Source organism: Janthinobacterium aestuarii (assembly GCF_051380835.1).
Lineage (GTDB): Bacteria > Pseudomonadota > Gammaproteobacteria > Burkholderiales > Burkholderiaceae_D > Janthinobacterium > Janthinobacterium aestuarii.
Genome location: NZ_JBNYXU010000013.1, coordinates 61839 through 85362 on the forward strand (window position 1 = coordinate 61839; position 23524 = coordinate 85362).

Annotated in this window: 27 protein-coding genes, 4 tRNA genes, 1 pseudogene and 1 riboswitch; of the genes and pseudogenes, 15 read left to right on the forward strand and 17 right to left on the reverse strand. The window is 61.9% G+C overall.

The window, feature by feature from the left end; translation table 11 throughout:
* Nucleotides 1-48: 48 nt before the first annotated feature.
* Nucleotides 49-1449 (reverse strand): L-cystine transporter, encoded by a 1401-nt coding sequence (locus tag ACQ4WO_RS26320; RefSeq protein WP_436483884.1) that lies wholly within the window; start codon nucleotides 1447-1449, stop codon nucleotides 49-51.
* Nucleotides 1450-1712: 263 nt separating this feature from the next.
* Here ACQ4WO_RS26320 and ACQ4WO_RS26325 point away from each other — a divergent pair, with 263 nt between their 5' ends.
* Entirely contained in the window at nucleotides 1713-2090 is a 378-nt protein-coding gene (locus tag ACQ4WO_RS26325; protein WP_436483885.1) for a nuclear transport factor 2 family protein, read from the forward strand.
* 9 nt (nucleotides 2091-2099) lie between these two features.
* Nucleotides 2100-2489: a hypothetical protein gene (locus tag ACQ4WO_RS26330; RefSeq protein WP_338681333.1), complete on the forward strand. Its 390-nt coding sequence runs from the start codon at nucleotides 2100-2102 to the stop codon at nucleotides 2487-2489.
* Nucleotides 2490-2492: 3 nt separating this feature from the next.
* On the opposite strand, the gene ACQ4WO_RS26335 is transcribed toward ACQ4WO_RS26330, so the two are convergent.
* Entirely contained in the window at nucleotides 2493-3098 is a 606-nt protein-coding gene (locus ACQ4WO_RS26335) for an IMPACT family protein (protein ID WP_436483886.1), read from the reverse strand.
* Nucleotides 3099-3164: 66 nt separating this feature from the next.
* Nucleotides 3165-3422 carry a hypothetical protein gene (locus tag ACQ4WO_RS26340; RefSeq protein ID WP_436483887.1) on the reverse strand — a complete coding sequence of 86 codons (258 nt, stop codon included), beginning with the start codon at nucleotides 3420-3422 and terminating at the stop codon, nucleotides 3165-3167.
* A 93-nt stretch (nucleotides 3423-3515) separates the two neighbouring features.
* Between ACQ4WO_RS26340 and ACQ4WO_RS26345 the strand changes: the two genes are divergently transcribed.
* The 4 genes and pseudogenes from ACQ4WO_RS26345 to ACQ4WO_RS26360 all read left to right on the forward strand — a co-directional run bounded on the left by ACQ4WO_RS26345 (nucleotide 3516) and on the right by ACQ4WO_RS26360 (nucleotide 6383).
* The gene (locus ACQ4WO_RS26345) at nucleotides 3516-4271 is read left to right on the forward strand and encodes a helix-turn-helix domain-containing protein (RefSeq protein ID WP_436483987.1); all 756 of its coding nucleotides are present in this window, start codon (nucleotides 3516-3518) and stop codon (nucleotides 4269-4271) included.
* Between the two features lie 143 nt (nucleotides 4272-4414).
* Nucleotides 4415-4510 (forward strand): annotated as a pseudogene (locus ACQ4WO_RS26350) (hypothetical protein); the annotation flags it as partial.
* Nucleotides 4511-4631: 121 nt separating this feature from the next.
* Nucleotides 4632-5297, forward strand: a complete 666-nt coding sequence (locus ACQ4WO_RS26355; RefSeq protein ID WP_436483888.1) for a LysR substrate-binding domain-containing protein — start codon at nucleotides 4632-4634, stop codon at nucleotides 5295-5297.
* Between the two features lie 231 nt (nucleotides 5298-5528).
* Complete coding sequence (locus tag ACQ4WO_RS26360) at nucleotides 5529-6383, forward strand: hypothetical protein (protein WP_436483889.1); 855 nt, start codon at nucleotides 5529-5531, stop codon at nucleotides 6381-6383.
* A 120-nt stretch (nucleotides 6384-6503) separates the two neighbouring features.
* Here the strand turns inward: ACQ4WO_RS26360 and ACQ4WO_RS26365 are convergent.
* A tRNA-Lys gene (locus ACQ4WO_RS26365) sits at nucleotides 6504-6579 on the reverse strand.
* Nucleotides 6580-6658: 79 nt separating this feature from the next.
* Nucleotides 6659-6734 (reverse strand) — tRNA-Lys (locus tag ACQ4WO_RS26370).
* Between the two features lie 120 nt (nucleotides 6735-6854).
* Here ACQ4WO_RS26370 and ACQ4WO_RS26375 point away from each other — a divergent pair.
* Nucleotides 6855-7313, forward strand: a complete 459-nt coding sequence (locus ACQ4WO_RS26375; RefSeq protein ID WP_436483890.1) for a MarR family winged helix-turn-helix transcriptional regulator — start codon at nucleotides 6855-6857, stop codon at nucleotides 7311-7313.
* Nucleotides 7310-8809 (forward strand): MDR family MFS transporter, encoded by a 1500-nt coding sequence (locus ACQ4WO_RS26380; protein WP_436483891.1) that lies wholly within the window; start codon nucleotides 7310-7312, stop codon nucleotides 8807-8809. Before ACQ4WO_RS26375 ends, ACQ4WO_RS26380 begins: the two co-directional genes overlap by 4 nt.
* Here the strand turns inward: ACQ4WO_RS26380 and ACQ4WO_RS26385 are convergent.
* Entirely contained in the window at nucleotides 8803-9891 is a 1089-nt protein-coding gene (locus ACQ4WO_RS26385) for an NADH:flavin oxidoreductase/NADH oxidase (protein WP_436483892.1), read from the reverse strand. The genes ACQ4WO_RS26380 and ACQ4WO_RS26385 overlap by 7 nt on opposite strands.
* Nucleotides 9892-9995: 104 nt before the next feature.
* Between ACQ4WO_RS26385 and ACQ4WO_RS26390 the strand changes: the two genes are divergently transcribed.
* The 3 genes from ACQ4WO_RS26390 (at nucleotide 9996) to ACQ4WO_RS26400 (ending at nucleotide 13036) form a co-directional block, all read left to right on the forward strand.
* Nucleotides 9996-10310 (forward strand): ArsR/SmtB family transcription factor, encoded by a 315-nt coding sequence (locus ACQ4WO_RS26390; protein ID WP_436483893.1) that lies wholly within the window; start codon nucleotides 9996-9998, stop codon nucleotides 10308-10310.
* Between the two features lie 77 nt (nucleotides 10311-10387).
* Nucleotides 10388-11776, forward strand: coding sequence for a hypothetical protein (locus ACQ4WO_RS26395; protein WP_436483894.1), 1389 nt, complete (start codon nucleotides 10388-10390; stop codon nucleotides 11774-11776).
* Between the two features lie 129 nt (nucleotides 11777-11905).
* Entirely contained in the window at nucleotides 11906-13036 is a 1131-nt protein-coding gene (locus ACQ4WO_RS26400) for an acyltransferase family protein (RefSeq protein WP_436483895.1), read from the forward strand.
* Nucleotides 13037-13076: 40 nt separating this feature from the next.
* Here the strand turns inward: ACQ4WO_RS26400 and ACQ4WO_RS26405 are convergent, their stop codons facing one another.
* The 11 genes from ACQ4WO_RS26405 to ybgC form a co-directional block, all read right to left on the reverse strand.
* A complete protein-coding gene (locus ACQ4WO_RS26405; protein WP_436483896.1) occupies nucleotides 13077-13352 on the reverse strand; it encodes a type II toxin-antitoxin system RelE/ParE family toxin in 276 nt (91 codons plus the stop codon).
* Entirely contained in the window at nucleotides 13327-13530 is a 204-nt protein-coding gene (gene relB, locus ACQ4WO_RS26410) for a type II toxin-antitoxin system RelB family antitoxin (protein ID WP_070300899.1), read from the reverse strand. Before relB ends, ACQ4WO_RS26405 begins: the two co-directional genes overlap by 26 nt.
* 143 nt (nucleotides 13531-13673) lie before the next feature.
* Nucleotides 13674-13749: transfer RNA gene (locus ACQ4WO_RS26415), tRNA-Lys, on the reverse strand.
* 89 nt (nucleotides 13750-13838) lie between these two features.
* A tRNA-Lys gene (locus ACQ4WO_RS26420) sits at nucleotides 13839-13914 on the reverse strand.
* A gap of 67 nt (nucleotides 13915-13981) precedes the next feature.
* Nucleotides 13982-14740, reverse strand: coding sequence for a tol-pal system protein YbgF (gene ybgF / locus ACQ4WO_RS26425; RefSeq protein WP_436483897.1), 759 nt, complete (start codon nucleotides 14738-14740; stop codon nucleotides 13982-13984).
* A gap of 134 nt (nucleotides 14741-14874) precedes the next feature.
* The gene (gene pal, locus ACQ4WO_RS26430) at nucleotides 14875-15396 is read right to left on the reverse strand and encodes a peptidoglycan-associated lipoprotein Pal (RefSeq protein WP_436483898.1); all 522 of its coding nucleotides are present in this window, start codon (nucleotides 15394-15396) and stop codon (nucleotides 14875-14877) included.
* Nucleotides 15397-15439: 43 nt separating this feature from the next.
* Nucleotides 15440-16708 carry a Tol-Pal system beta propeller repeat protein TolB gene (gene tolB, locus ACQ4WO_RS26435; protein ID WP_436483988.1) on the reverse strand — a complete coding sequence of 423 codons (1269 nt, stop codon included), beginning with the start codon at nucleotides 16706-16708 and terminating at the stop codon, nucleotides 15440-15442.
* Between the two features lie 5 nt (nucleotides 16709-16713).
* A complete protein-coding gene (gene tolA, locus ACQ4WO_RS26440) occupies nucleotides 16714-17733 on the reverse strand; it encodes a cell envelope integrity protein TolA (protein WP_436483899.1) in 1020 nt (339 codons plus the stop codon).
* A gap of 48 nt (nucleotides 17734-17781) precedes the next feature.
* Nucleotides 17782-18222 carry an ExbD/TolR family protein gene (locus ACQ4WO_RS26445; RefSeq protein ID WP_223278896.1) on the reverse strand — a complete coding sequence of 147 codons (441 nt, stop codon included), beginning with the start codon at nucleotides 18220-18222 and terminating at the stop codon, nucleotides 17782-17784.
* A 15-nt stretch (nucleotides 18223-18237) separates the two neighbouring features.
* Entirely contained in the window at nucleotides 18238-18927 is a 690-nt protein-coding gene (tolQ, locus tag ACQ4WO_RS26450) for a protein TolQ (protein ID WP_128140080.1), read from the reverse strand.
* 46 nt (nucleotides 18928-18973) lie between these two features.
* Nucleotides 18974-19375 carry a tol-pal system-associated acyl-CoA thioesterase gene (gene ybgC / locus ACQ4WO_RS26455; protein ID WP_436483900.1) on the reverse strand — a complete coding sequence of 134 codons (402 nt, stop codon included), beginning with the start codon at nucleotides 19373-19375 and terminating at the stop codon, nucleotides 18974-18976.
* Between the two features lie 314 nt (nucleotides 19376-19689).
* A riboswitch (ZMP/ZTP riboswitch) is annotated at nucleotides 19690-19814 on the forward strand.
* 111 nt (nucleotides 19815-19925) lie between these two features.
* Between ybgC and glyA the strand changes: the two genes are divergently transcribed.
* From glyA to ACQ4WO_RS26475, 4 genes are all read left to right on the forward strand, one after another.
* The gene (gene glyA / locus ACQ4WO_RS26460; RefSeq protein WP_034759173.1) at nucleotides 19926-21173 is read left to right on the forward strand and encodes a serine hydroxymethyltransferase; all 1248 of its coding nucleotides are present in this window, start codon (nucleotides 19926-19928) and stop codon (nucleotides 21171-21173) included.
* 143 nt (nucleotides 21174-21316) lie between these two features.
* The gene (gene nrdR / locus ACQ4WO_RS26465) at nucleotides 21317-21778 is read left to right on the forward strand and encodes a transcriptional regulator NrdR (RefSeq protein WP_034759169.1); all 462 of its coding nucleotides are present in this window, start codon (nucleotides 21317-21319) and stop codon (nucleotides 21776-21778) included.
* Nucleotides 21779-21960: 182 nt separating this feature from the next.
* Nucleotides 21961-22551: a type IV pilus modification protein PilV gene (pilV, locus tag ACQ4WO_RS26470; protein ID WP_436483901.1), complete on the forward strand. Its 591-nt coding sequence runs from the start codon at nucleotides 21961-21963 to the stop codon at nucleotides 22549-22551.
* Nucleotides 22548-23516: a PilW family protein gene (locus tag ACQ4WO_RS26475; RefSeq protein WP_436483902.1), complete on the forward strand. Its 969-nt coding sequence runs from the start codon at nucleotides 22548-22550 to the stop codon at nucleotides 23514-23516. Before pilV ends, ACQ4WO_RS26475 begins: the two co-directional genes overlap by 4 nt.
* Nucleotides 23517-23524: the final 8 nt, after the last annotated feature.

Sequence of the window (23524 nt, forward strand, 5' to 3'; positions counted from 1 at the left end):
TAAATATAGACGAAAGCGGCAAGGCGCGGCGCGCCGCTGGAGAGCTGCTTAGGCGGCGTGTTCCGCTTCATCCAAGTCCGGCGCGTCGTCGCTGTTGTAGACGGCCAGGTCGGTCTGTCCCATGACCCGGCTGGTGACGGTGCCGGCCGTGATCGAGCCGCTCACGTTCAGGGCCGTGCGGCCCATGTCGATCAGCGGTTCGACGGAGATCAGCAAGCCGGCCAGTGCGACGGGCAAGTCCATGGCCGACAGCACGATCAGGGCGGCAAACGTGGCGCCGCCGCCCACGCCGGCCACGCCGACGGAACCGATGGTGATGATGGCCAGCAAGGGCAGCAGGAAGCTGATCGTGAAGGGATCGACGCCGACGGTCGGGGCGATCATGACGGCCAGCATGGCAGGATAGATGCCGGCGCAGCCGTTCTGGCCGATGGTCGAGCCGAACGAGGCGGCGAAGTTGGCGATGCCTTCCGGCGTGCCAAGGCGCTGGGTTTGCGTCTGTACGCTCATCGGAATGGAGCCTGCGCTGGTGCGCGACGTAAACGCGAAGGCCAGCACGGGGAAGACTTTTTTCACGAAGCGCAGCGGGTTCAGGCCCACGCCGGCGATGATGGCCAGGTGCACGAGGAACATCAATATCAGCGCGCTGTACGAGGCGACGACGAAGTTGATCAGTTTCAGGATGTCCGTGTAGCTCGACGAGGCGACCACTTCAAACATCAGTGCGAACACGCCGTACGGCGTCAGGCGCAGCACCAGGGTGACCATGCGCATGACGATGGCGTGCGCCACTTTCATGAAGTTCTCGAACGAGGCGAAAATCTCCGGCTTTTTCGCCGCGATGCCCGTGGCCGAGATGCCGACGAAAATCGAGAACACGACCACGGCGATGGTCGACGTCTTGCGCGCGCCCGTCATGTCGAGGAAGGGGTTGGTCGGCACGAAGCTGACCAGCAGTTTCGGCAGGGACAGGGCTTTCGCCGTTTCCAGCGAGCCTTGCAGCTGCACGCCGCGCGCCACTTCGGCGGCGCTCGACGTCAGTCCCACAGCCGTCAGGCCGAATAGCTTGGCCATCAAAATGCCCAGCGCGGCGGCGACGGTCGTGGTGATGAGCAGGGTGCCGATGGTCAGCGCGCTGATCTTGCCCAGCGAGCTCGCGTCCTTGAGTTTCAGGATGGCGGAGATGATGGACACCATGATCAGCGGCATGATGATCATCTGCAGCAGTTTTACATAGCCGCTGCCGACGATGTCCATGTATTCATTGGTGCCCGCGATGATGGGCGAGCCGGCGCCGTACAGCCACTGCACGGCCGCGCCGAGCAGCACGCCCAGGCCCAGGCCCGTGAAGACGCGCACGGTAAACGTCGCGTGTTTGCGTTGCTGGTGGAACATGAAAGCGAAGACGAGCAACGCAACGAGCAGGTTCAGGATGATGTTAATTGCCATGAAGGGGCCTTATCTTGGTTTTATTCGAGACTGCACGGAGCACATAAAACAGTACTACAACTGACAGCTGCCCCAGCCCGGGGCGGAAGGGCAAGCACTGTACAGTACTATGGTGGCGTTTTGCGCAATACCGCTGCGAATATTACGCTATATAAATATGCTTCACAGGTATAAGCCTTGTGGCTGATTGTGAATTTAGCTATTTCGTGCAAGCATGCTTTTCCCGTTTGCTAAGATGCGCCAGACTATTTGATAGGAAGAAGATGAATGCATTAACTGAAGTACAAGTGCTCGATGCGGAAGAGCGCTTGCGCCTGGCCATGATGGCCTCCGACGTGGCTGCGTTGAATGTCTTGCTGGCCGACGACTTGCTGTTTACCAATCACCTGGGCCACTTGTTGAGCAAGCATGCGGACCTGGCCGCGCACGAGCAGCGCCTGCTGGCCATCACCGACTTGCGCGCGTCCGAGCGCCATGTGCGCATTAACGGCAGCGTGGCCGTCGTCTCCGTGCGCATGCAGCTGACGGGCAGCTATCACGACGTGGAAACGCATGGCGACTTCCGTTTTACGCGCGTCTGGGCGCAGGACGCGGCCGGCGCGCTGCAAGTGATCGCCGCCCATTCCGGCGTCGTGGCTTGAGGAGTATCAGTGGATCATCGTTCCAAAGGGCAGCTGTTTGAAGCTGTCATCGCCGCCGGCCCGGCCACCCTGGCCATCACGGCCGGCTATCCCGTGCTGTTGTACAACCTGGTGCGCACCTGGGCCGATGCCCCCGGCACCAATGCCCTGGCCGCGCTGCTGCTGACGGGCGGCGTGTGGGCCTTGCTGGAATTCTGGCGTATCGCGCTGGCGACGGTGGCGCGCAAGGCATATGCCTTCAACTGGCGCTTCTGGCTGGCCATCGCCGGCTTTCTTGGCTGCTTCGTGCGTTTCGTGCCGGACATGCCGGCCGGACTGATGTTGCTGTTGATGGTGCTGCCGGCGCTGGCATGGACGCATTTCATCTTGCTGCAGCTCAAGCGCCCGCCCAATTTATAAGTTTTACTCTTCCTCTTCGGCTTCCAATTTCAGCCAGGCTATCCGTCCATTGCCCGCTTCATGCAGGTGGGCCAGCAGGGCGGTGGCCGCCGTTTCAGGAAGGCTGAAGTCGAACAGCACGTGCTCGCCGTGTTCCACGTTCAGCAAGGCGGCGGCGGCGCCATCGAGTTCGCGGCGCAGCATGCCTTCCATTGCATACGGCACCGTGCAGCGCAGGGTACGCTGGCGCACGATGGCCGTCTTTTCCGCCTGCAAGAGCGCTTGCGCCACGCTGTCCGTGTAGGCGCGCACGAGGCCGCCCGCACCGAGCTTGATCCCGCCAAAGTAGCGCACGACGGTCGCCAGCACGCCTTCCAGGTCCTGATGGCGCAGCACGTCGAGCATGGGCCGCCCCGCCGTGCCGCTCGGTTCGCCATCATCGACGGCCGCCGACTGCCCGCCCGCCAGCAGCGCCCAGCACACATGGCAGGCGCCCGGATGCTGCGCCTTCAAGTCATTGACCACCTGCTGCGCGCTGGCGCGGTCCGTCATCGGCTGCACGCAACCGATGAAACGGCTTTTCTTGATGATCAGTTCGCTGTGGACGGGGGCGGCAATGGTAAACGGCATGGCGGGTGCGAAGGCGGGCAAAGCAGCATGATAGAGGAAATGCGCGCCGTGGACGAGTCAGCCTGCTCACGCGGCGGAAGCGGCCACCAGTTCGCGCAGCGTCGCATCGCGCACTTGCAGGATATCGAACAGCCCCAGCGCGTGCAGGGCGGGCAGGGCGTCGACAATGTCGCGCTCGGCCATGCTCCGTTCGGCGCTGCCGCTGGACTCGTCCAGCCATACCTTGGCATTGGCCAGGAAGGCGCCCACCGTGCCCTTGCGTACGGTGACGCCATTGAACTGGCCCTGGTTTTGTTGATCCGGTAACACGTCTTCTGCGCGCATGGCGAACTCCTGAAATAGTAAGAGACTCCACTGTATGATGGCCGGATTGTCTTGCCTGCGTTGTTTATGTCATTCGATACGTCAAATCCGCCAATCTTGTCGCCATCGCTGCCGCTGCGCGCCATGCGCATTACCCAGCCGCAGGAGCGGGTGACGGCGGCGCACCGCCATGCCAGCGGCCAGCTGTTCGGCGCCATGCGGGGCTTGCTTTCCATCGCTGCCGACAGCGGGCAGTGGGTGGTGCCGGCCAGCCATTGCGTATGGATGCCGCCCCATCATGTCCATGGACTGCGTTCGCATGGCCCGTTTGCGGGCTGGAGCGTGTATGTGGACGAGGCCAGCTGCGTCAGCTTGCCCGCCGCGCCGTGCGTGATGCGCGTCTCGGGCTTGCTGCGCGAAGCGGTGGACCGCGCCAGCGCCTGGGACGATGGCGCGCCGGATGCACTGGATGCGCGGCAAGCCCGGGTGGCGGGCGTGATCCTCGACGAAATCGCCGCCGCGCCGCACGAGCCCTTCGGCTTGCCCCTGCCCACGGACCCGCGCCTGCTGCGCGTGGCGCGCGCCGTGCTCGACGACCTGGCCGACGAGCGGGGCGTGGAAGCGCTGGCCGCCTGGGCCGGCATATCGCCGCGCACCCTGGCGCGCCGTTTCACGCTCGAGACCGGCTTTACGCCCTCCGCCTGGCGCCAGCGCGCCCGCATCCTGCGCGCCCTGGAGTTATTGGCCGCCGGCCAGCCCGTCACGACGATTGCGCTGGATTTGGGCTACGACACGGTCAGCGCCTTCATCGCCATGTTCAAGCGGGTGATGGGGGTGACGCCGGGGAGGTATGGAGCCATGGCCGGATGACGGGCGGCGCGCGACGCCTGCGGCGCCCGCCAGCGTGTTAAAGACTGCAAGCATGCAATCGGCGTAAAATTGCTCAATTCACTCTCTAGACTCCATAATATATGTAAAACGACGACCGCTTCGATGGCATCAATGACTTCGTCATGACGGTGAAACTGGGCAGCTTTGCCGCCGCCGCGGCCGCGCAGGGCGTGTCGGCATCGGGCGTGGGCAAGAGCGTGTCGCGGCTGGAAGCGCGCCTGGGCACCAAGCTGCTGCACCGCACCACGCGCCGCCTGACCCTCACGCCGGAAGGGCGCACGTATTACGACATGTGCGTGCAGATTCGACGACCTGGAGGCGACGGAACACGGCTTGATCATGGGCCAGCAAGTGCCCACGGGGCGCCTGCGCGTCGACGTGCCGGCAGCGTTCGGCCGCCGCCACATCCTGCCCACCCTGCTGGAGCTGGCGGCGCGCCACGCGGGCATCGAGCTGGCCGTGACTTTCACCGACCGCACCGTCAACCTGGTGGAAGAGGGCATCGACCTAGCCGTGCGCATCGGCGCGCTGAACAACGACGCCGACCTGGTGGCGCGCCAGCTGGGCACGCAGCGGCTGCTGATCTGCGCCGCCCCGGCCTACCTGGCGCGGCGCGGCACGCCGCAGGTGCGCGAGGAACTGACTGCCCACGACTGCATCGTGGGCTGGCGCCGGCAAGGGCCGGCGGTCTGGCTGCTGCGCGAGGCGGACGGTACTTCCACCGAGCAGGCGATCCGCGTGCGGCACGCCCTGCGCGACGGCGAGGCGATGCTGGCGGCCACTGTGGCGGGCGCCGGCCTGTGCCAGCTGCCCACCTGGCTGATCGATGCGCACCTGGCGTCGGGCCAGTTGCTGCCCGTGCTGCAGCAGCATGCGGGCGGCGAAATGCCGATCCATGCCGTGTGGCCGGCCACGCGCTACGTGAAGCCGCGCCTGCGCGCCGCCATCGATGCGCTGGTGGCGCTGGCGGCGGCACCCAATTCCGTATTCCATCCGGCGCCGTGATCCGCCCTCATCCACCTCAATGCGCATCACGCCGCATCAATCGGTATTAAACAGCGGCAGCACATGTTCGGCCATTTCCGCGTCGCGGCCGACCTGATTGACCTAGCAGCATCAACATTCGTGTCCGTAAGGCGCTGTGAGGCCAGTGACTGACGGTGCAACGTAGAGCCGGGAGACCTCAGCTTATAAAATGGTAGTATTAAACCAATAACGACTACCACAAAAGTCCAAATGACCACGAGCAAAAAGAAATCTTCCCAACAGCGCTCCCAGGCTGTTGTGTACGTAGAGCGAGACCCTGATGAGCTACTTGAAGACTTCGAACATCAGCTTCATACCTTAAGAGTGCTGTGTAGCCAGTACGATAAAGGGAACATAATGTTCGCGGCGGAGATTGCAGTGAACTTGCGAACTCTCTTCTATGATAAGCCGGACCCTAGTAAACCTAACACCGCAAGCCGCTCGATAATGTTTCAAATCGGCAAGCCGGATCAAGAGATGATTGATACGTGTTACTCCCATACCAAGGCTGAGCCGAAAGTCAATATTGAACCAGCGAGTGGCTTAGTGTATGCGACTCACTATGTTAAGAAAGATAAGTATTTTCAAGACTGGAAGCCTACATACAATCAGTGGATAGACGAAGGACCGTATTTTTTGCCAATGGAGAGGTGGCTGAATCGCGTGATTCTATTTGCGGGTGTGGACAAAAAGTACAGCCGATTGCGGGTATTGAAAGATGTTGCTAATCAAGAACGTGGCGCTCACCGTGCACAAAAGTTACATCCCGATTATTTCGCACTGAGCAGAGAGCAAGGAAGGTATGCCTCATCATTTGTCCGTGGCGATGCGGTATCTAACCCGGAACTCTTTGCCGACGACAAAATCAGGACCGATATTTCTCAGAAGGGGGGCGCGTTGAGGTTAGTAAAATCGGTAGTGAGACAGATCGCACACGAGACTCTTCTATCGTTACTTCCAGATGAAGAGAAAGCTAAGTATCAGGCAACCATACCTAGACCTGTAGATACCAGACACCCCATTATAATCGCAAAAATCCGTTACCTTGATGATATTTATGCATGATGCCGGGCTAGGTGCTGCCCACGGCAGAGTATCTCCTGACTTCCGTTTTTGAGGCGACCAGAGACCGACCAGAAACAAAAAAGCCCACGAACGCGAATTCGTGGGCTTCTCTGAAGTATTTGGTAGGCCGTGCGGGATTCGAACCTGCGACCAACGGATTAAAAGTCCGCTGCTCTACCAGCTGAGCTAACGACCCAAAAACTTTACAACTGAACTACGGTAACACTGTGCGGTACGTGTCTGTCATGGCGACAAGTCAGCGTACTGCAAATTCTTGGTAGGCCGTGCGGGATTCGAACCTGCGACCAACGGATTAAAAGTCCGCTGCTCTACCAGCTGAGCTAACGACCCAAGGGCGGCTATTATGACGGCCAAAGCGGGTTTTGGGAAGGGCGGGGATGGAAAAAAGCCTTGCATGGTGCCCGGGTACGGCTTAATATAGGTAGATAGTCTACCTATTCATATCCTCTCATGCTCACTACCGAAGACCTTCCGATCCCCGAACGCGCGCTGGCGCTGTCCGATGAATTGCGCACGGCGTTCAAGCGTCTGCTGCGCTCCATGCAGCGCGAAGGGGGCGAGCTGGAGGGCAGCGTGTCGATGATGCAATACATGCTGCTGGCGCTGATTCACGAGCAGCCCGGCATCGGCGTGGCCGCGCTGGCGCGCCTGCAGAATGTGCGCGGGCCGACCGTCAGCGCGCAGGTCAAATCGCTCGAAGAGGCGGGACTGGTCGAGCGCGGCGCGCCCGATCCGCAAGACCGGCGCCGCTCGGGCCTGCAGGTGTCCGCGCAAGGCCTGGCCATCCTCGAAACCCTGCGTGCTCGCCGCCGCGATGTGCTGGCGCAGCGCATTGCCCGTCTGACGCCGCAGCAGATCGATGCACTGGAAGCGGCCATGCAGCCGCTGCTTGAGATCGGACAAGCATGAGCCGCCACGATCAGGCCGCAGGCGCAGAAAAAGGCGCTGCCAAACCCGTCACCGAACGCGAAGTGCGCGCCATCTACCTGGGCCTGATGGCCGTGCTGGGACTCGGTGCGCTGGACCAGAGCATCGTCGCCACGGCCTTGCCGCGCATCGTCGATGACCTGGGCGGCATGGCCCATCTGTCGTGGGTGGTCACGGCCTACGTGCTGGCCTCGACGGCCACCATGCCCCTGTACGGCAAGCTGGCCGACCAGTACGGCCGCCGTCCCATGATCATTACGGCCCTGCTGACCTTCTTGCTCGGTTCCGTGCTGTGCGGGCTGGCGCAGAACATGACGGAACTTATTATCTTCCGTGCCATTCAGGGCCTCGGGGCGGGCGGCTTTATGCCGCTGGCGCAAATCATCATCGGCGACATCGTGCCGCCGGCCGAGCGGGGCAAGCGGCAAGGCATGGTGCCCATCGTGTATGCCGTCACCAGCGTGCTCGGTCCCGTGCTGGGCGGCGTGATCACGGATGCCTTGTCGTGGCACTGGATTTTCTATGTCAACCTGCCCATCGGCGCGGCTGCCTTTGTCATCATCGCGCGCGCCATGCGCAAGCCGGCGCGCACGCATGCGCACAAGATCGATTATCTGGGCTCGGCATTGCTGACGGGCGCCATCACGGCGGCCCTGCTGGTGCTGGCGCTGGGCGGCACCGAGTGGCCGTGGGATGGGCTGGCCATCAAGGTGTGCGGCGGCATCGCCGTGCTGCTGGGTATCTGGCTGGCGGTGCACATGGGCAGGGTGGATGAACCCGTGCTGCCGCCCGACCTGTTCGAGAACCGCACCTTCAATATCGCCAGCCTGGTGATGGCTGTGACCTTCATGGGCCTGATGGGCGCCAGCGTCTTCTTCCCCCTGTTCTTCCAGCTGGTGATGGGCGCCAGTCCGGCGGAATCCGGCGTGATGACGGTGCCGATGATGGTGGGACTGGTGGCGTCGTCGATCTTCAACGGCCGGGTGCTGTCGCGCTCGGGCAAGTACAAGATGGTGCAGGTGGCGGGATTGGCCGTGGCGCTGCTGGCGTTTGCCGTGCTGGCCTGGGGCATGGCAACGTCGCGCGGCTACTGGATCATCGAGCCGGCCATCTTTTTCCTCGGCACGGGGCTGGGACTGGTGATGCCGAACATGACGATCGCCGTGCAAAATGCCTTGCCCCTGGCGCGCCGCGGCGTGGGCACGGCCATGCTGGCATTTTTCCGCTCGCTGGGCGGCTTGCTGGGCGTGACGGCGTCCGGCGCCATCCTCGCGCATCAGCTGCACAAGCACGGCGTGGAAGCCGTCTCGGCGCTGGGCGCGCAGGCGGCCGCACAAACGGTGGACGTGTACCGCCATGCGATCGCCAGCGTGTTTGGCGCCGGCGCCGTGCTGCTGCTATTGGGACTGGTCTTCCTGCTGTTCCTGCCGGAACTGCCCCTGGAGGGGCATCCGGCGACGGTCAAGGACGATCAATAGCGCTCGAGCCAGTGCGCGTATGGCGCCGGCAGGGTCCACGAGGCGCGTTCCACGCCGAGTTCCTTGGCGGCAAAGTATGCCCAGTGCGGATTGGCCAGGTGCGCCTTGCCGACCATCACCACGTCGAGCTGTTCGTCCTTGACGACGCGCTCGGCAATGGCCGGCGTGCCGAAGCCCCAGGCGGACGAGACCGGCACGCCCGCTTCGCGGCGCACGCGTTCGGCAATCGGGCCCATGAAGGCCGGGCCCCATGGAATCGACACGTCGGGAATCGTGAAGCCCATGCTGACGCTGATCATGTCCATGCCCGCGTCCTTGAACTGGCGCACGAGGCCGATCGATTCGAGCAGGGTTTGTTCGTCGCGGCCGTCGAATTCCAGCACGCCGAAGCGGATCGTCAGCGGCAGGTGTTCGGGCCACACTTCGCGCACGGCTTTCAAGGTTTCCAGCAGGAAGCGGCTACGGTTTTCCAGGCTGCCGCCATAGATGTCGTCGCGCTGGTTCGAGTGGGTGGAAAAGAAGCTTTGCGCCAGGTAGCCGTGGGCGAAGTGCAGCTCCAGCCATTCGAAACCGACTTCGCGGGCGCGCACGGCCGCGTCGACGAAGTTCTGTTTCACGCGGGCGATATCGTCGAGGTCCATGGCGCGCGGCACTTTTGGCAGGCCGCCGCCAAAGGCGATGGCGGACGGGGCAATGGTTTGCCAGCCGCGCGCGTCGCCTTCAGGAATATGGTCGTCGCCTTCCCATGGACGGTTGGCGCTGGCCTTGCGGCCCGCGTGGGCGATCTGGATGCCGGGCACGGAGCCGGCCGCCTTGATGGCTTTGACGACAGGCACGAAGGCTTGCGCCAGGTCATCGTTCCAGATGCCCGTGCAGCCGGGCGTGATGCGGCCTTCGGGCGCCACGGCCGTCGCTTCGACGATCACCAGGCCGGCGCCGCCACGGGCCATGCCCGCGTAGTGCGACAGATGCCAGTCGTTGGCCTGGCCATCGACGGCCATGTACTGGCACATGGGCGGCACGGCGATGCGGTTGCGCAGGGTGATGTCTTTGAGGGTATAGGACTGGAAGAGGGCGGACATGGTGGCCTTTGTGTGTTGGTGAAAATGCGGGAAAGAGTTGATTCGGTAGTTCGTAAATATTCGAATAATGGAATTAGTATAGCGCATGCTGTATGATTCTGCACATGCGTCCACACAAACATCCTGCCGTCAGCGAATTCGTCCTCGAGCGCGTGCTCTACGCTTTGAGCGATTCCATTCGCCTCGACATCGTGCGCCACCTGGCCAGAGTCGACGCGGCCGCTTGCGGCGATCTGGACGGCGGGCGGCCGAAATCGACCGTTTCCCACCATTTCAAGGTCTTGCGCGAAGCGGGCCTCGTCTACACGGAAAACGCAGGCACGACGCATATGAACACCTTGCGCCGCGCCGATATCGAGAGCCGCTTTCCCGGCTTGCTCGGCGCCATCCTGGCGCAGCCGCAAGCGAATCAGCCCTGAATCTGTCGTAGAATGCCTGCAAGATTGCCGAATTTGCAGCACTGGAGTGCAGTCTCAAGCTGAAAGGTCGATCACGCATGAGAATTCCTGCACGCTATCGCTGGTGCTGCGCCACCGCTTTCGTACTGCTCACTGGCTGCTGGCCTTACACGGAGCCGGCCACGGGCGAATATGCCGATGTGTTGCGGCGCGGCGAAAAGGTGACCAAGGCCGACATGTACGGGCGGTTTGCCGCCTTGTCGGTCGAGTACCGCCAGGGTGGCGGCTCCCTGATGTCCACGCACAACAATTCCATGCGGCTGATATACGGCGACAAAGTTGTCGTCAAGGCCACCGATGGCATCGAGCGCTGGACCGACTTCGCCCAGCCCGTCTATTTCGTCAGATTGCCTGACGATGACAGCGTGCTGGCGCTGGTCCACGAGCAAGCGGGCAAGGCCGTGGTCGAGAAGATCGCGGCGTCGAAAGACGGCTACCGTGGCACCGAGACGTACACGCATGGCTTTCCATTGTCCCCCGGCGTGCGCTATTTTCCCGGCGACCAGCGCCCCGGTTTCCTGTTGCGTGGCTTGCCGCTGAAAATCACCGTGCTGCCCAGTCCGCCAGAAAGCGACGGCGACCTGCACGCCCAAGTCCTGGCGGCCATCTCGCCCGATGGGGCATCATTTGCGTTTGTCGACAGCGAGTATGCGCCGTCCGTGGTGCTCGTCGTCGATGCGGACGGCAAGCGGCGCGACCCGATTCCGCTGCCGAGAATTTACCTGGCGGACGCGCCCACCTACCAATTCCATCCTTACGAGCGGTTATGGGCCTGGTCGCGCACGGCGCTGCCATGGCACAAGAACGGCGCGGGCAGCTGGGAAGTGCGGCCGGACGGCACCGCGCCCGAGGCTGTCGGCGCGCGTAATGCGGTCGAGCAATTGTTTATCAGCGATCAGACGGGTTACCGTAGCTGTTTTGCTGCCGCGAATGCCGCCTGCCAGCCCGGCTGGCGCGGGGCGAACGCCGCCGAGCAGCGCAAGACTTTTGTCTGGGACGGCAGCACGCCGCCGTTTGCCTATGTGCCGGTAGCCACCACCGCCGCATTCGGTGCCAGGGTCGGCTTGCTGTTGTTGTCCGGGAGATGCTGCCGTGTGCCGTCTTACCATTTGTATCTCGATGGCGCGCCGGCGGCGGTGGCCGCGCAATTGTCCGCACGCTTGCGCGAGAGCAAGACGCCGTTCGTACGTATCGACGAGTGCCCGCGCCGCGTCGGCTATGACGGCAAGTGCGCGGCGCAGCTGGCCCGGCAGATCGGGCGGGTGGAGTCGCTGGGACGCGAACTGGAGCAACTGGTCGATACCTGGGAAGAGCACGATGGCGTGCTGTTCGCCATGCCGTCCATGGCGGTCGCCGTGCGCGCGAACGAGCAGGGCGGCAGCGTGATCCAGACGCTGTTGCGTGCCGATTTTTCGCGCAAGGATTGATATGGGTCGTCTGCAGCGCGTCACCGAAGTGCCAGGCTCGGCTATGATGTCGGCCTTTCGGTAAATCCTCGGCCGCGCGCCCGTTGTGCGCATGGCTGGCGAGACTACCTGGCACGGCAAGGATAGGGAATGACGGCAGCAGCAGTGGTATCACAGGCGGACCTGGCACATCGTCCGCAGTTTGGCTGGATCAATGGTTTGAAGGCGGGTGCGGCGCAGTTGATCGTGTTGCACCATCTGGCGTTTTACGGGCCCATGTCCGACTACGTGCAACCGCTGTGGCCCGAGTTGCTGGACTGGCTCGGTGGCAGCGCGCGCATCGCCGTGCAAGTGTTTCTCGTCATTGGCGGCTTTCTCGTCGCCAAATCGCTCTCGCCCGCAGGCCGTCCCGGCATCGCCAGCCCTCTGCAAGCGGTCTGGCGCCGCTATGCCAAGCTGGCGCCGCCTTTCCTGGCTGCCACCTTGCTTGCGGCCATCATCACGCCTGTGGCCGGCATCTGGATGCAGCACGACTCCATGTCGGCCGCCGTCACCCTGGGCCAGCTGAGTGCCCATGCCTTGCTGCTGCACGGCGTGCTGGGCTATGAGTCGCTGTCGGCCGGCGCCTGGTACGTGGCCATCGATTTCCAGCTGTACCTGCTGACCGTATCGCTGCTGTGGCTGAGCGGCCGCGTGGCGGGACAGCGGCGCCGGCACTGGCTGATGCCGCTGGCCGTCACCGTCGGCATCACCTTTTCCCTGCTGTATTTCAATCTGGACGCGGACTGGGATAACTGGGCGCCGTATTTCTTCGGTAGTTATGGTCTGGGCATGCTGGCCTGGTGGGCCAGCGATCCGGCCCGTAAACCCGGCGCCATGACCGCGCTCATGGCCATGGCCGCCGTGCCCGTCCTGCTGGCCCTGGCCGTCGACTACCGCAGCCGCATCGCCCTGGCCCTGATCGTCGCCTGCGCCCTGTTCCTGTTCGGCCGCGCCCGCACGCCTGCACAGGGTCTCGCCTGGAACGTCATCAACGCGCTGGGCCGCATCTCGTATGCCGTGTTCCTCGTCCACTTTCCCGTCAGCCTGCTGGTGAACGCCTTGTTTATCGCCTACGTTCCACTCGAGCCCGAGTGGCAGGCGCTGGGCATGCTGACGGCCTGGGGCGCCAGCCTGGCGGCCGGTGCGGCGTTTTATCGCTGGGTGGAGGTGCCGCTGGGGCGGGTGATGGGGAGCGTGGTGGCGCATCTGGCCGGGAGGCAGGCGCTGGTGTCGCGTTAGAAACTCGGGGCGTCATGCAAAAGGGTGGAGGTATTGTTGCTCAAGGATATAGTTGCCGCGTATGCATGACGGCAAGAATTTCTATCGCGCTTGCTTCAACGCGATACACGACGACATAGTTTGGATGGGCAACCAGTTCGCGCGTGCCTGAAACTCTTCCGGACCGGTATAGGTGAGGGTGGCAGGGAAGCCGGGAGATGGCGTTGTCGATGTCATGGTAAAGCTGCAGCGCTGCCGGCTGGTTGTGCTGCGCGATATACGTGAGTATCGCGGTCAAATCTTCTTGAGCTTCAACCTTCCATTGAATCGGCAGCATGGCCGTCAGTCTGCGGCGTGACGATTTTCCTCAGTTGCGCCATGACTGTCTCGTGCGAGGCGGTAGCGCGGTCATCATTGAGCGACGCCAGCACCTTTGCGCGAAACCATTGTTCATAGGTTTCGGCTGCTTCCGTTGTAGCAAATTCGGACATGGTCGAGGATGGTGTGGCGTTCATGATTGTCTGATTATACGATAGTCCGATAAAGCTGTATCGCAGGTGGCAAGGCGTTTGATTTGTGTCAGCGATGGCATCGCGTGCAAGTGATGCTGCTGAAAACAAAAAAGCCAACCGCGAACGGTTGGCTTCTCTGAAGTATTTGGTAGGCCGTGCGGGATTCGAACCTGCGACCAACGGATTAAAAGTCCGCTGCTCTACCAGCTGAGCTAACGACCCAAAAACTTTTTACAACAACTTCGGTAACACTGTGCCGTAAAAAAATGCTTGCTATAACAACTCGCAAGCAGATCAGTACTGCGTATTCGTGGTAGGCCGTGCGGGATTCGAACCTGCGACCAACGGATTAAAAGTCCGCTGCTCTACCAGCTGAGCTAACGACCCGAAGAAGAAAGATTATAGGGGGTGCCCGGGATTCTGTCAAACCTAACGGGCAACTTTTTCCCCGCTTTTACTTTTTGCCGCCCCGTTCCTTGGCGGCCTGGGCCGCGCTGGAGTCCGGGTAGCGCGAGATCAGGGCGTTCAGCGTCTTGGTCGCGTTGGCCTTGTCTTTCAGCTCCGTGTAGCAGCTGGCGATGTTGAGCATGGCGTCGGGCGCCTTCGGGCTGTCAGGGTAGTGCTTCAGCACTGCCTGCTGGGCCGTGATGGCGCTCTTGCAGTCGCGCTGGGCGTAATAGGCGTTGCCCAGCCAGTATTGCGCGTTGGCCGCGTAGGCCGATTCCGGATAGCGTTTGACGAAGCCGTCCAGGGCCGTGACGGCGCCCTTGTAGTCGCCCGATTTGAACAGGCCGAACGCGGATTCGTACGCGCTTTGCTCGGATACGCCCACGGCCGCTTCCTGGCCGTCGATGGTGACCTGGCGCGGTTCGAGCTTGCGCAGGCGGGCGTCGATGTCGGTGTAGAAATCCTTCTGGCGCTTTTGCACATTCGCCAGGTCGTTGCCCAGTACTTCGATCTGGCCGCGCAGGCGGGCGATCTCTTGCATGGTCTGGTCGTGCTGGTTGATCAGGCTCAAGGTACTGGTCTTGTCCGCCTTGCCGTCGACGCGGCTGTTCAGGTCGCGCGCCATGGCGTCGACCTTGGCGCGCAGCTCGAGGATGGCCTTGCGCGCTTCGTCGTCATCGAACAGGGCGGCGTTGGCGTGCAGGGGCAGGTAGGCAAACGCGGCCATCAAGGCGGCGGCGACGCCGGCTTTCGAGAATGTCATCATGGGTCGGGCTTTCTAAGGTTACGCAAACATGCAAACGGGGCGCCGGGCGGTGAATCACCGCGCTGCGCCCCATTATTATGCCTATGACTGGCCAGTTAGGTAAGCGCCAATGTTGCCGCGCTCACCTGTCAACATCAATAAACGATGTCAGCGCGGCGGTTTTCGGCCCATGCTGCTTCGTTGCTGCCTTGTGCTTTAGGCTTTTCTTTGCCCAGCGACACGGCTTCCATTTGGCCTTCTGGCACGCCCAGGGCTGCCATCGACTTGCGCACGGCTTCAGCACGTTTCTGGCCCAGGGCCAGGTTGTACTCAGCGCCACCGCGTTCATCGGTGTTACCTTGGATCAGGATCTTGCGGCTAGGCGTTTTCACCAGGTAAGCAGCGTGGTTTTGCACGACTGGGGTGTCCGCTTCGCGCACGACATATTTGTTGAAGTCGAAGTAGATGCTGCGGTTAGCCAGCACGCCTTTTGGATCGTCCAGTGGGTCGACCGATGCGGTCGTCACTGGCTGAACTTGACGGGTGTCAACTGGAGCTGCCACTTTTTCAGGAGCGCGCTCAACCACTGGGGTTTCTGCTACTTTGACTGGGGTGCTGCAGGCGGACAGCAGAGCTGCGGTAGCGGCGATGAAAGCCAAACTTTTAAAGTTACTCATTTTTATTCTCCGGGTCATGGTTAAAGGTGAAACTGTACAGCATTTACTTCATAAAAGGACCCCAGGTGGGCTCCTTGATATTGCCAGCTTGCGTAGTCAAACGCTGTTTGACGCGGCCATCCACCGATACCACTGCCAGCGACTTGCGTCGTCCGGATTCGGTCGCGTACATGATATATTTCCCGTTGGGCGAAAAGCTCGGTGATTCGTCGTTGGCGGTGTCCGACAGGCGCAGTTCCTGGCCACTAGCCAGGTCGAGCGCGTAGAGCTGGAAATTGCCGTCGCGACGGGAAATATAAGCAAGAGTCTTCCCGTCGGACGAAATCCGCGGGCTGATGTTGTAGGAGCCGCCAAACGTCACGCGCTTGGCTTCGCCACCGCTGGACGACATACGGTAGATTTGTGGTCCGCCGCTGCGATCGCTGGTGAAGTAAATGCTTTGGCCGTCGGCCGAGAATTGGGGTTCCGTATCGATGCCGCTGCTGGTGCTGGCGCGGCGCAAGCCGCTGCCGTCGGCATTGACGGTGTAGATCTGGGTATGGCCGTCGCGCGACAGGGCAACGGCCAAACGCGAGCCGTCCGGGCTCCAGCTCGGCGCGGAATTGCTGCCTTTTTCATTCGACACGATGGTGCGCTGGCGCGTCACCAGGTTTTGCACGTAGACGATGGGCTTTTTCTTTTCAAACGACACATACGCGACCTTGGTGCCGTCCGGCGACCAGGCAGGCGAAATGATCGGTTCGTTCGAGCGCAGGGCGACCTGGATGCCTTCGCCATCGGCGTCGGCCACTTCCAGCCGGTATTCGCGGCCCGATTGCGTGACGTAGGCGATGCGCGTGGCGAACGCGCCTTTGACACCCGTCAGCTTTTCATAGATATCGTCGGCGATCTTGTGCGCCAGCAAGCGGTTGAACTGCGGCGCGGCCGCATTGTTCATGCTGGAAATCTGCGCACCCTTGATGGTGTCGAACAGCTTGTAGCGCACGTCCAGGCGGCCATCGGCCATGCTTTGCACGGTGCCGGCCGCCAGCGCGTCGGCGCCGCGCGACTTCCACTGTTCGTAGCTGACGGGCGCCGTTTCCGATACTGGCGCATCGGCGTCGATCAGCTTGAACACGCCGCTGCGCGCCAGGTCGGCCTTGATAATGCCCGACAGCGATTGCGGCGCCGCCGATTCATTGACGAAGCTGGCGACAGCCACCGGGATCTGGTTGCTGCCGATCCCCGTAATCTCCACGCGCAGCTGCGCCTGGGCGCTTGATGCTCCCAGCACCAGGCTGGCGCAGAGCACGGCATAGCTCATTTTTTTCATGGTCATCATTTAGGCAAATCCTTCATCTCGAATATGAGTTCAATCTCGCGTTCCACGGTGCCGTCTTTTTTCTTCGGCAGTGGCGACGATTTATTAATGGCGTTTTCCACCGAGCTGTCATACGCCGGCAGGCCGCTACTTTTAATCTTTCGGACCGAAATAATTTCCCCAGTTGGCAGTTGCTCGATCTTGAACACGGCGCGCGGGTTGCCCGGCACGTCCGTGCTACCGCTGTACGCGATATTGCTCTTGATCTTGCTCGTCAGGGCAGCGACATAGCCGCTGTCCTTGCGTGGCGCGGTCGATTTCTCGGCCGTGCCCGTCGTGCCGGCGCCCGCCGCACCCGTGATGCGGCTCATTTCCGCAGCGCGTGCCTTGTCGGCGGCCTTTTTCTCTTCCGCCGCTTTTTTCGCCTTGGCAGCTTTTTCCGCCGCCGCTTTTTTATCGGACAGTTCTTTCTCGGCTTTTTCTTCCGCCGCTTTTTCTTTCTCTTTGGCCTGCTTGGCTTTCTCCAGCTTGTCGGCCTTTTCTTTTTCCAGCTTTTCAGCCTTGTCTTTTTCTTTCTGCTTCTGTTTTTCCAGTTCGCGCTTTTCTTCCTCGCGTTCTTTCTGTTCCTGCTTGCGGCGTTCTTCGGTCGCCGCTTTTTCTTTTTCTTCCTTCAGCTTGGCCTTCTTGCGCTCCAGGGCGATCTCCGCCTCGCGCAGGTCGACCTTCGGCTCGGGCGCGGCCACCGGCGGCGGTGGCGGCGGGGCCGGCTGTTCCACTTCCGGTTCCGGCGGCGGCGTTGGTGTCGGCTCCGGTTCCGTCGCCACTTCGGGCGGCGGCGCGGCCGTTTGCACTTTCATGTCCCACACTTCCGCTTCGACGGCGACAGGTTCCGTATTTTGCCAGTGTACGCCCACCCACAGGAAAAACAGCAGCCCAAGGTGCATCGCCAGCGCCAGGCCCAGCGAGGGCCAGCGGCTGCGTTCGCGCGGCACGCTGTAGGGCTTGCCGAGTACATGGTCGATTTGTTTGTTCTGCAAAGTCTAGTCTATCTAAAAACGGTCAAGTCTGGAAACAGGATGCTGCGCTTACTTGGTGGCCAGGCCAACGCGGGTAATGCCCATCTTTTTCGCTTCCGAAATGAGCTGAATCACATCGTCGTACTTGCTTTCCTTGTCGCCCGCGATCATCACGGGATAGTCGGGATTGCTCTCGTGCAAACCGCGCAGCTTGCGCAGCAGGGCGTCGCGGTTCGGTTCCGTTTCCGGCGACAGCTGCTCCTTGCCGATGACGCCGATCGACAGCGAACCATTCGGTTTCAGCACGATCTGAATATAGTCATCGGGCGGTTTCGCCGACTTTTCCGCGTTGGGCAAGTTCACCACGCTGGGATTGTTCGACGACGGCATCACCATGAAAATGATCAGCAGCACCAGCATCACGTCGATGTACGGCACGACGTTGATCTCGGACTTGAACTTGCGGCCACGGCCGCCGCGCATGCCGCCGCTATTGAATGAGGAACCCATGGACGCTGCCCCCTCTTAGCGCGACTGGCGCTGCAAGATGTTGGAGAATTCCTCGACGAAGCTCTCGAAGCGGATCGCCAGGCGGTCGATGTCATGCGAAAAACGGTTGTAGGCGACGACGGCGGGAATCGCGGCGAACAGGCCGATGGCCGTGGCGATCAGCGCTTCGGCAATGCCGGGCGCGACGGCGGCCAGGGTGGCTTGCTGCACGTTGGCCAGGCCGCGGAAGGCGTTCATGATGCCCCAGACGGTACCGAGCAAGCCGATGTACGGCGAGACGGAGCCGACGGAAGCGAGGAAGGCCAGGTGCGATTCGAGCACGTCCATTTCACGCTGGAAGGCGGCGCGCATGGCGCGGCGTGCGCCGTCGAGTACGGCACCGACGTCCAGCGCGTCGCGCGAACCGTAGGAAGCCTTGCCCTTGATGAATTCGCCCATGCCTGCATCAAAAATGCGGGCCAGCGCGCCGCTCTGGTCGCGGTTGCCGCTGGCGTTCTGGTGCAGCGCATGCAGGTTGCCGCCGGCCCAGAAGCTGCGTTCGAATTCGATGGTTTGCTTGCGCGCCTGGCGCACGGCAAACATCTTGCGGAAAATGTAGGTCCAGCTGGTCAGGGAAATCAGCAGCAGCAGTGCCATGATCAGTTGCACGATCAGGTGGGCATTGGAGATGAGCGCGAGGAAAGAAAGATCTTGTGTAACGTTCATTGGCTGGCAGTCTGTTGGGTGAATTATCCGGAGTGGCGGGCGGGGTTCAGGCGGCGTGCATGCGGGCCGCTACCGCATCGGGCACGGCGCGCGGGCGCAGTGCCGAATCGACGCAGCCGATCTTGACGCGTGCCGTGTTGAGCAGGCTGTCGCCGCACCAGGCTTGTTGCAGGAAAACGATGGAGGCGCGCCCCATTTTCTCTATGCTTAATGTCAATCTTACCGTGTCATCGAGCCTGGCTGGCGCATGATAGTCGGCGTTAACGCTTTTGACAACGAACATCGCGTCATGCTGCTCCAGCAATTCCTGCTGGCCCACGTCGATGGCGCGCAGCCATTCGGTGCGTGCGCGCTCGAAGAATTTCAGGTAGTTAGCGTAATAGACGATGCCGCCGGCGTCGGTGTCTTCATAGTAGACACGTACGTTCCAGGTAAAGACTGAAGGCATGTTTATTGCGCCAGTAGTGAGATTGAGCAACATTTTACGCGATTTTTCTTCTTGTGACTGTGGGCGCTTGCTGGAAAGCCATGCAAAAGCTGCATATAAGTTGCACCGCAGCATTGTAAATCCGGCGTGTGCAATGGCAAGCTTCGTAACATACGCTTACAAGCAATGACCAGGTTTAAGTCCAGCTTAAGAGCCGCAGGCATGCTCCGGGCGGCCTGTGGCCGTGTCCCGGCTGAGGTGGCGCGCGGCGATTATAGCCGCACGGTTGCATTCCTTGCTCAATTTCGGCACTTAACTTACAATTTGCATTCCATTACGTCTCACGTGACTGGCGAAAAGTCGGGCGATCTCCATGGATGGTGATCGGCAAACCGGCGAAAGGTGGGCACCCACCGGGAAACGTGAGATTTTTCATCAGCCGTTCGCCTGGGTAGCCACTATGGAAAAGCACGAAGAGGCTGCCTGTCCAATGTTGTTATTCACTTAACGCCGGCTCCCCTCATTCGATCCAATCTGCCAGTACAAGCACCCTCATACTTGGAGTTTTTACATGTTTGCAAAAGATCACACCCTCGCCAACGTCGATCCTGAATTGTTCGCCGTCATTCAAAAAGAGAACACGCGCCAGCACGATCACATCGAACTGATCGCGTCGGAAAACTACACGTCGCCAGCCGTAATGGAAGCGCAAGGCTCGCAGCTGACGAACAAGTACGCCGAAGGTTATCCAGGCAAGCGCTACTACGGTGGCTGCGAATACGTCGACGTGGCCGAGCAACTGGCTATCGACCGTGTGAAACAGCTGTTCGGCGCCGAATGCGCGAACGTGCAGCCGAACTCCGGCTCGCAAGCGAACCAGGGCGTGTTCTTTGCCATGTTGAAACCAGGCGACCTGATCATGGGTATGTCGCTGGCCGAAGGCGGCCACCTGACCCACGGCATGCCGCTGAACATGTCCGGCAAATGGTTTGACGTCGTGTCGTACGGTTTGACAGCGGAAGAAGACATCGACTACGAGGCGATGGAGCGCCTGGCCCGCGAACGCAAGCCGAAGCTGATTATCGCCGGCGCGTCCGCATTCTCGAAAAAGATCGACTTCGAACGCTTCAGCAAGATCGCCAAGGAAGTTGGCGCCTACTTCATGGTCGACATGGCCCACTACGCCGGCCTGATCGCCGCAGGCCTGTACCCGAATCCGGTGCCGTTCGCCGACTTCGTCACCTCGACCACGCACAAATCGCTGCGTGGCCCGCGCGGCGGCATCATCCTGATGAAGGCCGAACACGAAAAAGCCATCAACTCGGCCATCTTCCCTGGCATCCAGGGCGGCCCGCTGATGCACGTGATCGCAGGCAAGGCCGTCGCCTTCAAGGAAGCGCTGAGCCCTGAATTCGTCGAATACCAGAAGCAAGTGATCAAGAACGCCGACGTGCTGGCGAAAACCCTGATCAAGCGCGGCCTGCGCATTGTTTCCGGCGGTACCGAATCGCACGTCATGCTGGTCGACCTGCGCGCCAAGAACCTGACGGGCAAGGAAGCCGAAGCCATCCTCGGTTCCGCGCACATCACCTGCAACAAGAATGGCATCCCGAACGACCCGCAAAAACCATTCGTCACCTCGGGCATCCGCCTGGGCAGCCCGGCGATGACGACGCGCGGTTTCAAGGAAGCGCAAGCGGAAGAAGTGGGCAACCTGATCGCCGACGTGCTGGACAATCCGCATGACGCCGCCACCATCGAGCGCGTGAAAGCGGCCGTGAAAGTACTGGCCGACGCGCACCCTGTGTACGCCGCATAATAATTTGTCCAGAATGTGTCATACGGAGTAAGATTCTGTATGACACATTCCTTCGTGCCCAAGGGCGCCCGGAGTGATTCGGGCGCCCTTTGTACAAGGGCGGCGATTTCCCGTAATTATTACTATAAAGTTGTAGCCAGCCCATGAAATGTCCATTTTGCCAGCACGGCGACACCCAGGTTCTCGATACGCGCGTATCGGAGGAAGGGGATGCCATTCGGCGCCGCCGCCGCTGCGGCAAATGCGACAAGCGTTTTACCACGTACGAACGGATTGAACTTATCATGCCGGCCGTCGTCAAAAAGAATGGCAGCCGGACGGAGTTCGCTGCGGATAAGTTGCGCGGCAGTCTGATGCTGGCCTTGCGCAAGCGTCCCGTTGCGGCCGCCTCCGTGGATACGGCCATCGCGTCCATCCAGGAAAAGCTGCTGACCAGCGGCTTGCGTGAAGTCGATTCCGGCTATATCGGCGAACTCGTCATGCAAGAATTGAAGCGCCTCGACAAGATCGCCTACATCCGCTTCGCCTCCGTCTACAAGAATTTCGAAGACCTGGCCGAATTCCAGGATGCGATCGCCGAAGTGGGGCAGGCGCGCAAGCCTTGACGCTTGCTCTGACGTTCACCACGTCAAGGTTCGCCTGGCAAGCGGCCTGATCAATCCCACCGCTGTTCTTCCCATCTTATTGCCGTGTTGTTTGCGCCAGCGCAGACCCGGCTTTTTGCGCGCGTCTATCTTGTAGCTGGGCCGCCTGTTCCTGCGACTCTTTCTGCGGAAGGGAGTAGCGCATGCGCAAGGGCGGTCACACTATGTTTTCTGCGGGCGGCAGCAGCCTCGTCGAGGTGCTCGTGTCGCTGCTGCTGTTGGCGCTGGGTCTGCTGGGCGCCAGCATCCTGCAACTGCACTCGCTGCGCGCGCGCCATGAGTCGGCGCTGCTGTCGGCGGGCGTGCAACTGGCTGCCGGCATGGCCGAACGCATGCGCGCGAACAGCGTGCTCATGAATGGCCCCGATACGGGCAATCCCTACCTGAACGTGGTCTACGCGGCGGCGGACGACGCCGAAGCGGACGGCGGTGCGCCTGACTGCTTCGGCGCCACTGTCTGCAGCGCGGCCGACCTGGCGCAATTCGACATCGCCGAATGGAAGCAGCGGCTGCATGCTGCCTTGCCTGGCGCGCGCCTGCATATCTGCCGCGACACTTCCGCATGGGATGCCGCCGCGGAAGGCTTGCAGTGGGCGTGCAGCGGCGGCAAGGGCGCGCCCATCGTCATCAAGCTGGGCTGGCGCGCCCGCTTGCCCGATGGCTCGCCCGCCGTGAATGCGGCAGGCGAGTCGCTGCCCAGGCTGGCATTCCAGCTGGGCGGAGGCGGTGCATGAGCGAGGTCCTGTATCGGCATCGCGGCATGAGCCTCGTTGAATTGCTGGTGGCCCTGTCGCTGGGTGCGCTGTTGATGCTGGCCGCCAGTAGCGTATTGCTGGCGGCCAGCGGCAGTTATGGCGACCAGTCCGCCAGTGCGCGGCTCGATGACAACGGCCGCTATGCGCTCGATACCGTCGCTCGCGCCGTGCGCCAGACGGCGTACGTTAACTGGGACAGCAGCGCCGCGCCCGTCGCCCATGCCGATGACGACAGCGCGAATGTCGCGGGGCTCGATGCGCGCAGCCTGGGCAAGAACAGCGAGGGCATCAGCGGTGCGCTGCCCGGCGCCCTGCATGGCAGCGACGTGCTGGCCCTGCGCTATTACGGCGCCGGCAAGGAAGAGGGCGGCGACGGCTCCGTGCTCAATTGCGCGGGCTTCGGCGTGGGTGCCGCGCAAACGGAGGCGCAGCGGGGCTGGAGCATTTTCTATGTGGCGCAAGGTGCCGATGGCGATGGCGAGCTGCGCTGCAAATATCGTGGCGAGAACGGCTGGGGAGCGGATGCCATCATCCGTGGCGTCGACAGTTTTCAGGTGCTGTATGGCCTCGACACGGATACGCCGCCCGACGGCGTGGCGAACCGCTATGTCAACGCCAGCGCGCTCGAGGCCTACGATGCGGCGCTGGTGCTGGAGGGGGCGGATGCGGCCGCGCGCCAGCGCGATCTGCACCGGCGCACGCACTGGAAGCGCGTGGCCAGCGTGCGCGTGGCCCTGTTGCTGCATGGCGAGGCGGGCCAGGCGGACAAGATGGCGGCACTGGGGCCGGCGCAGTTCGACCTGTTCGGCAAAGCGTATGCCGAGGCGCACGGTGCCGGCGACACGGGCGTGCGCATCGCGCGCGCCTCCTTGCCCGCCGCGACGCGCTCGCGGCTGCGGCAACTGGTGCAGACGAGCATCATGCTGCGCAACGGGCCGGCCTAGGCGGGCGG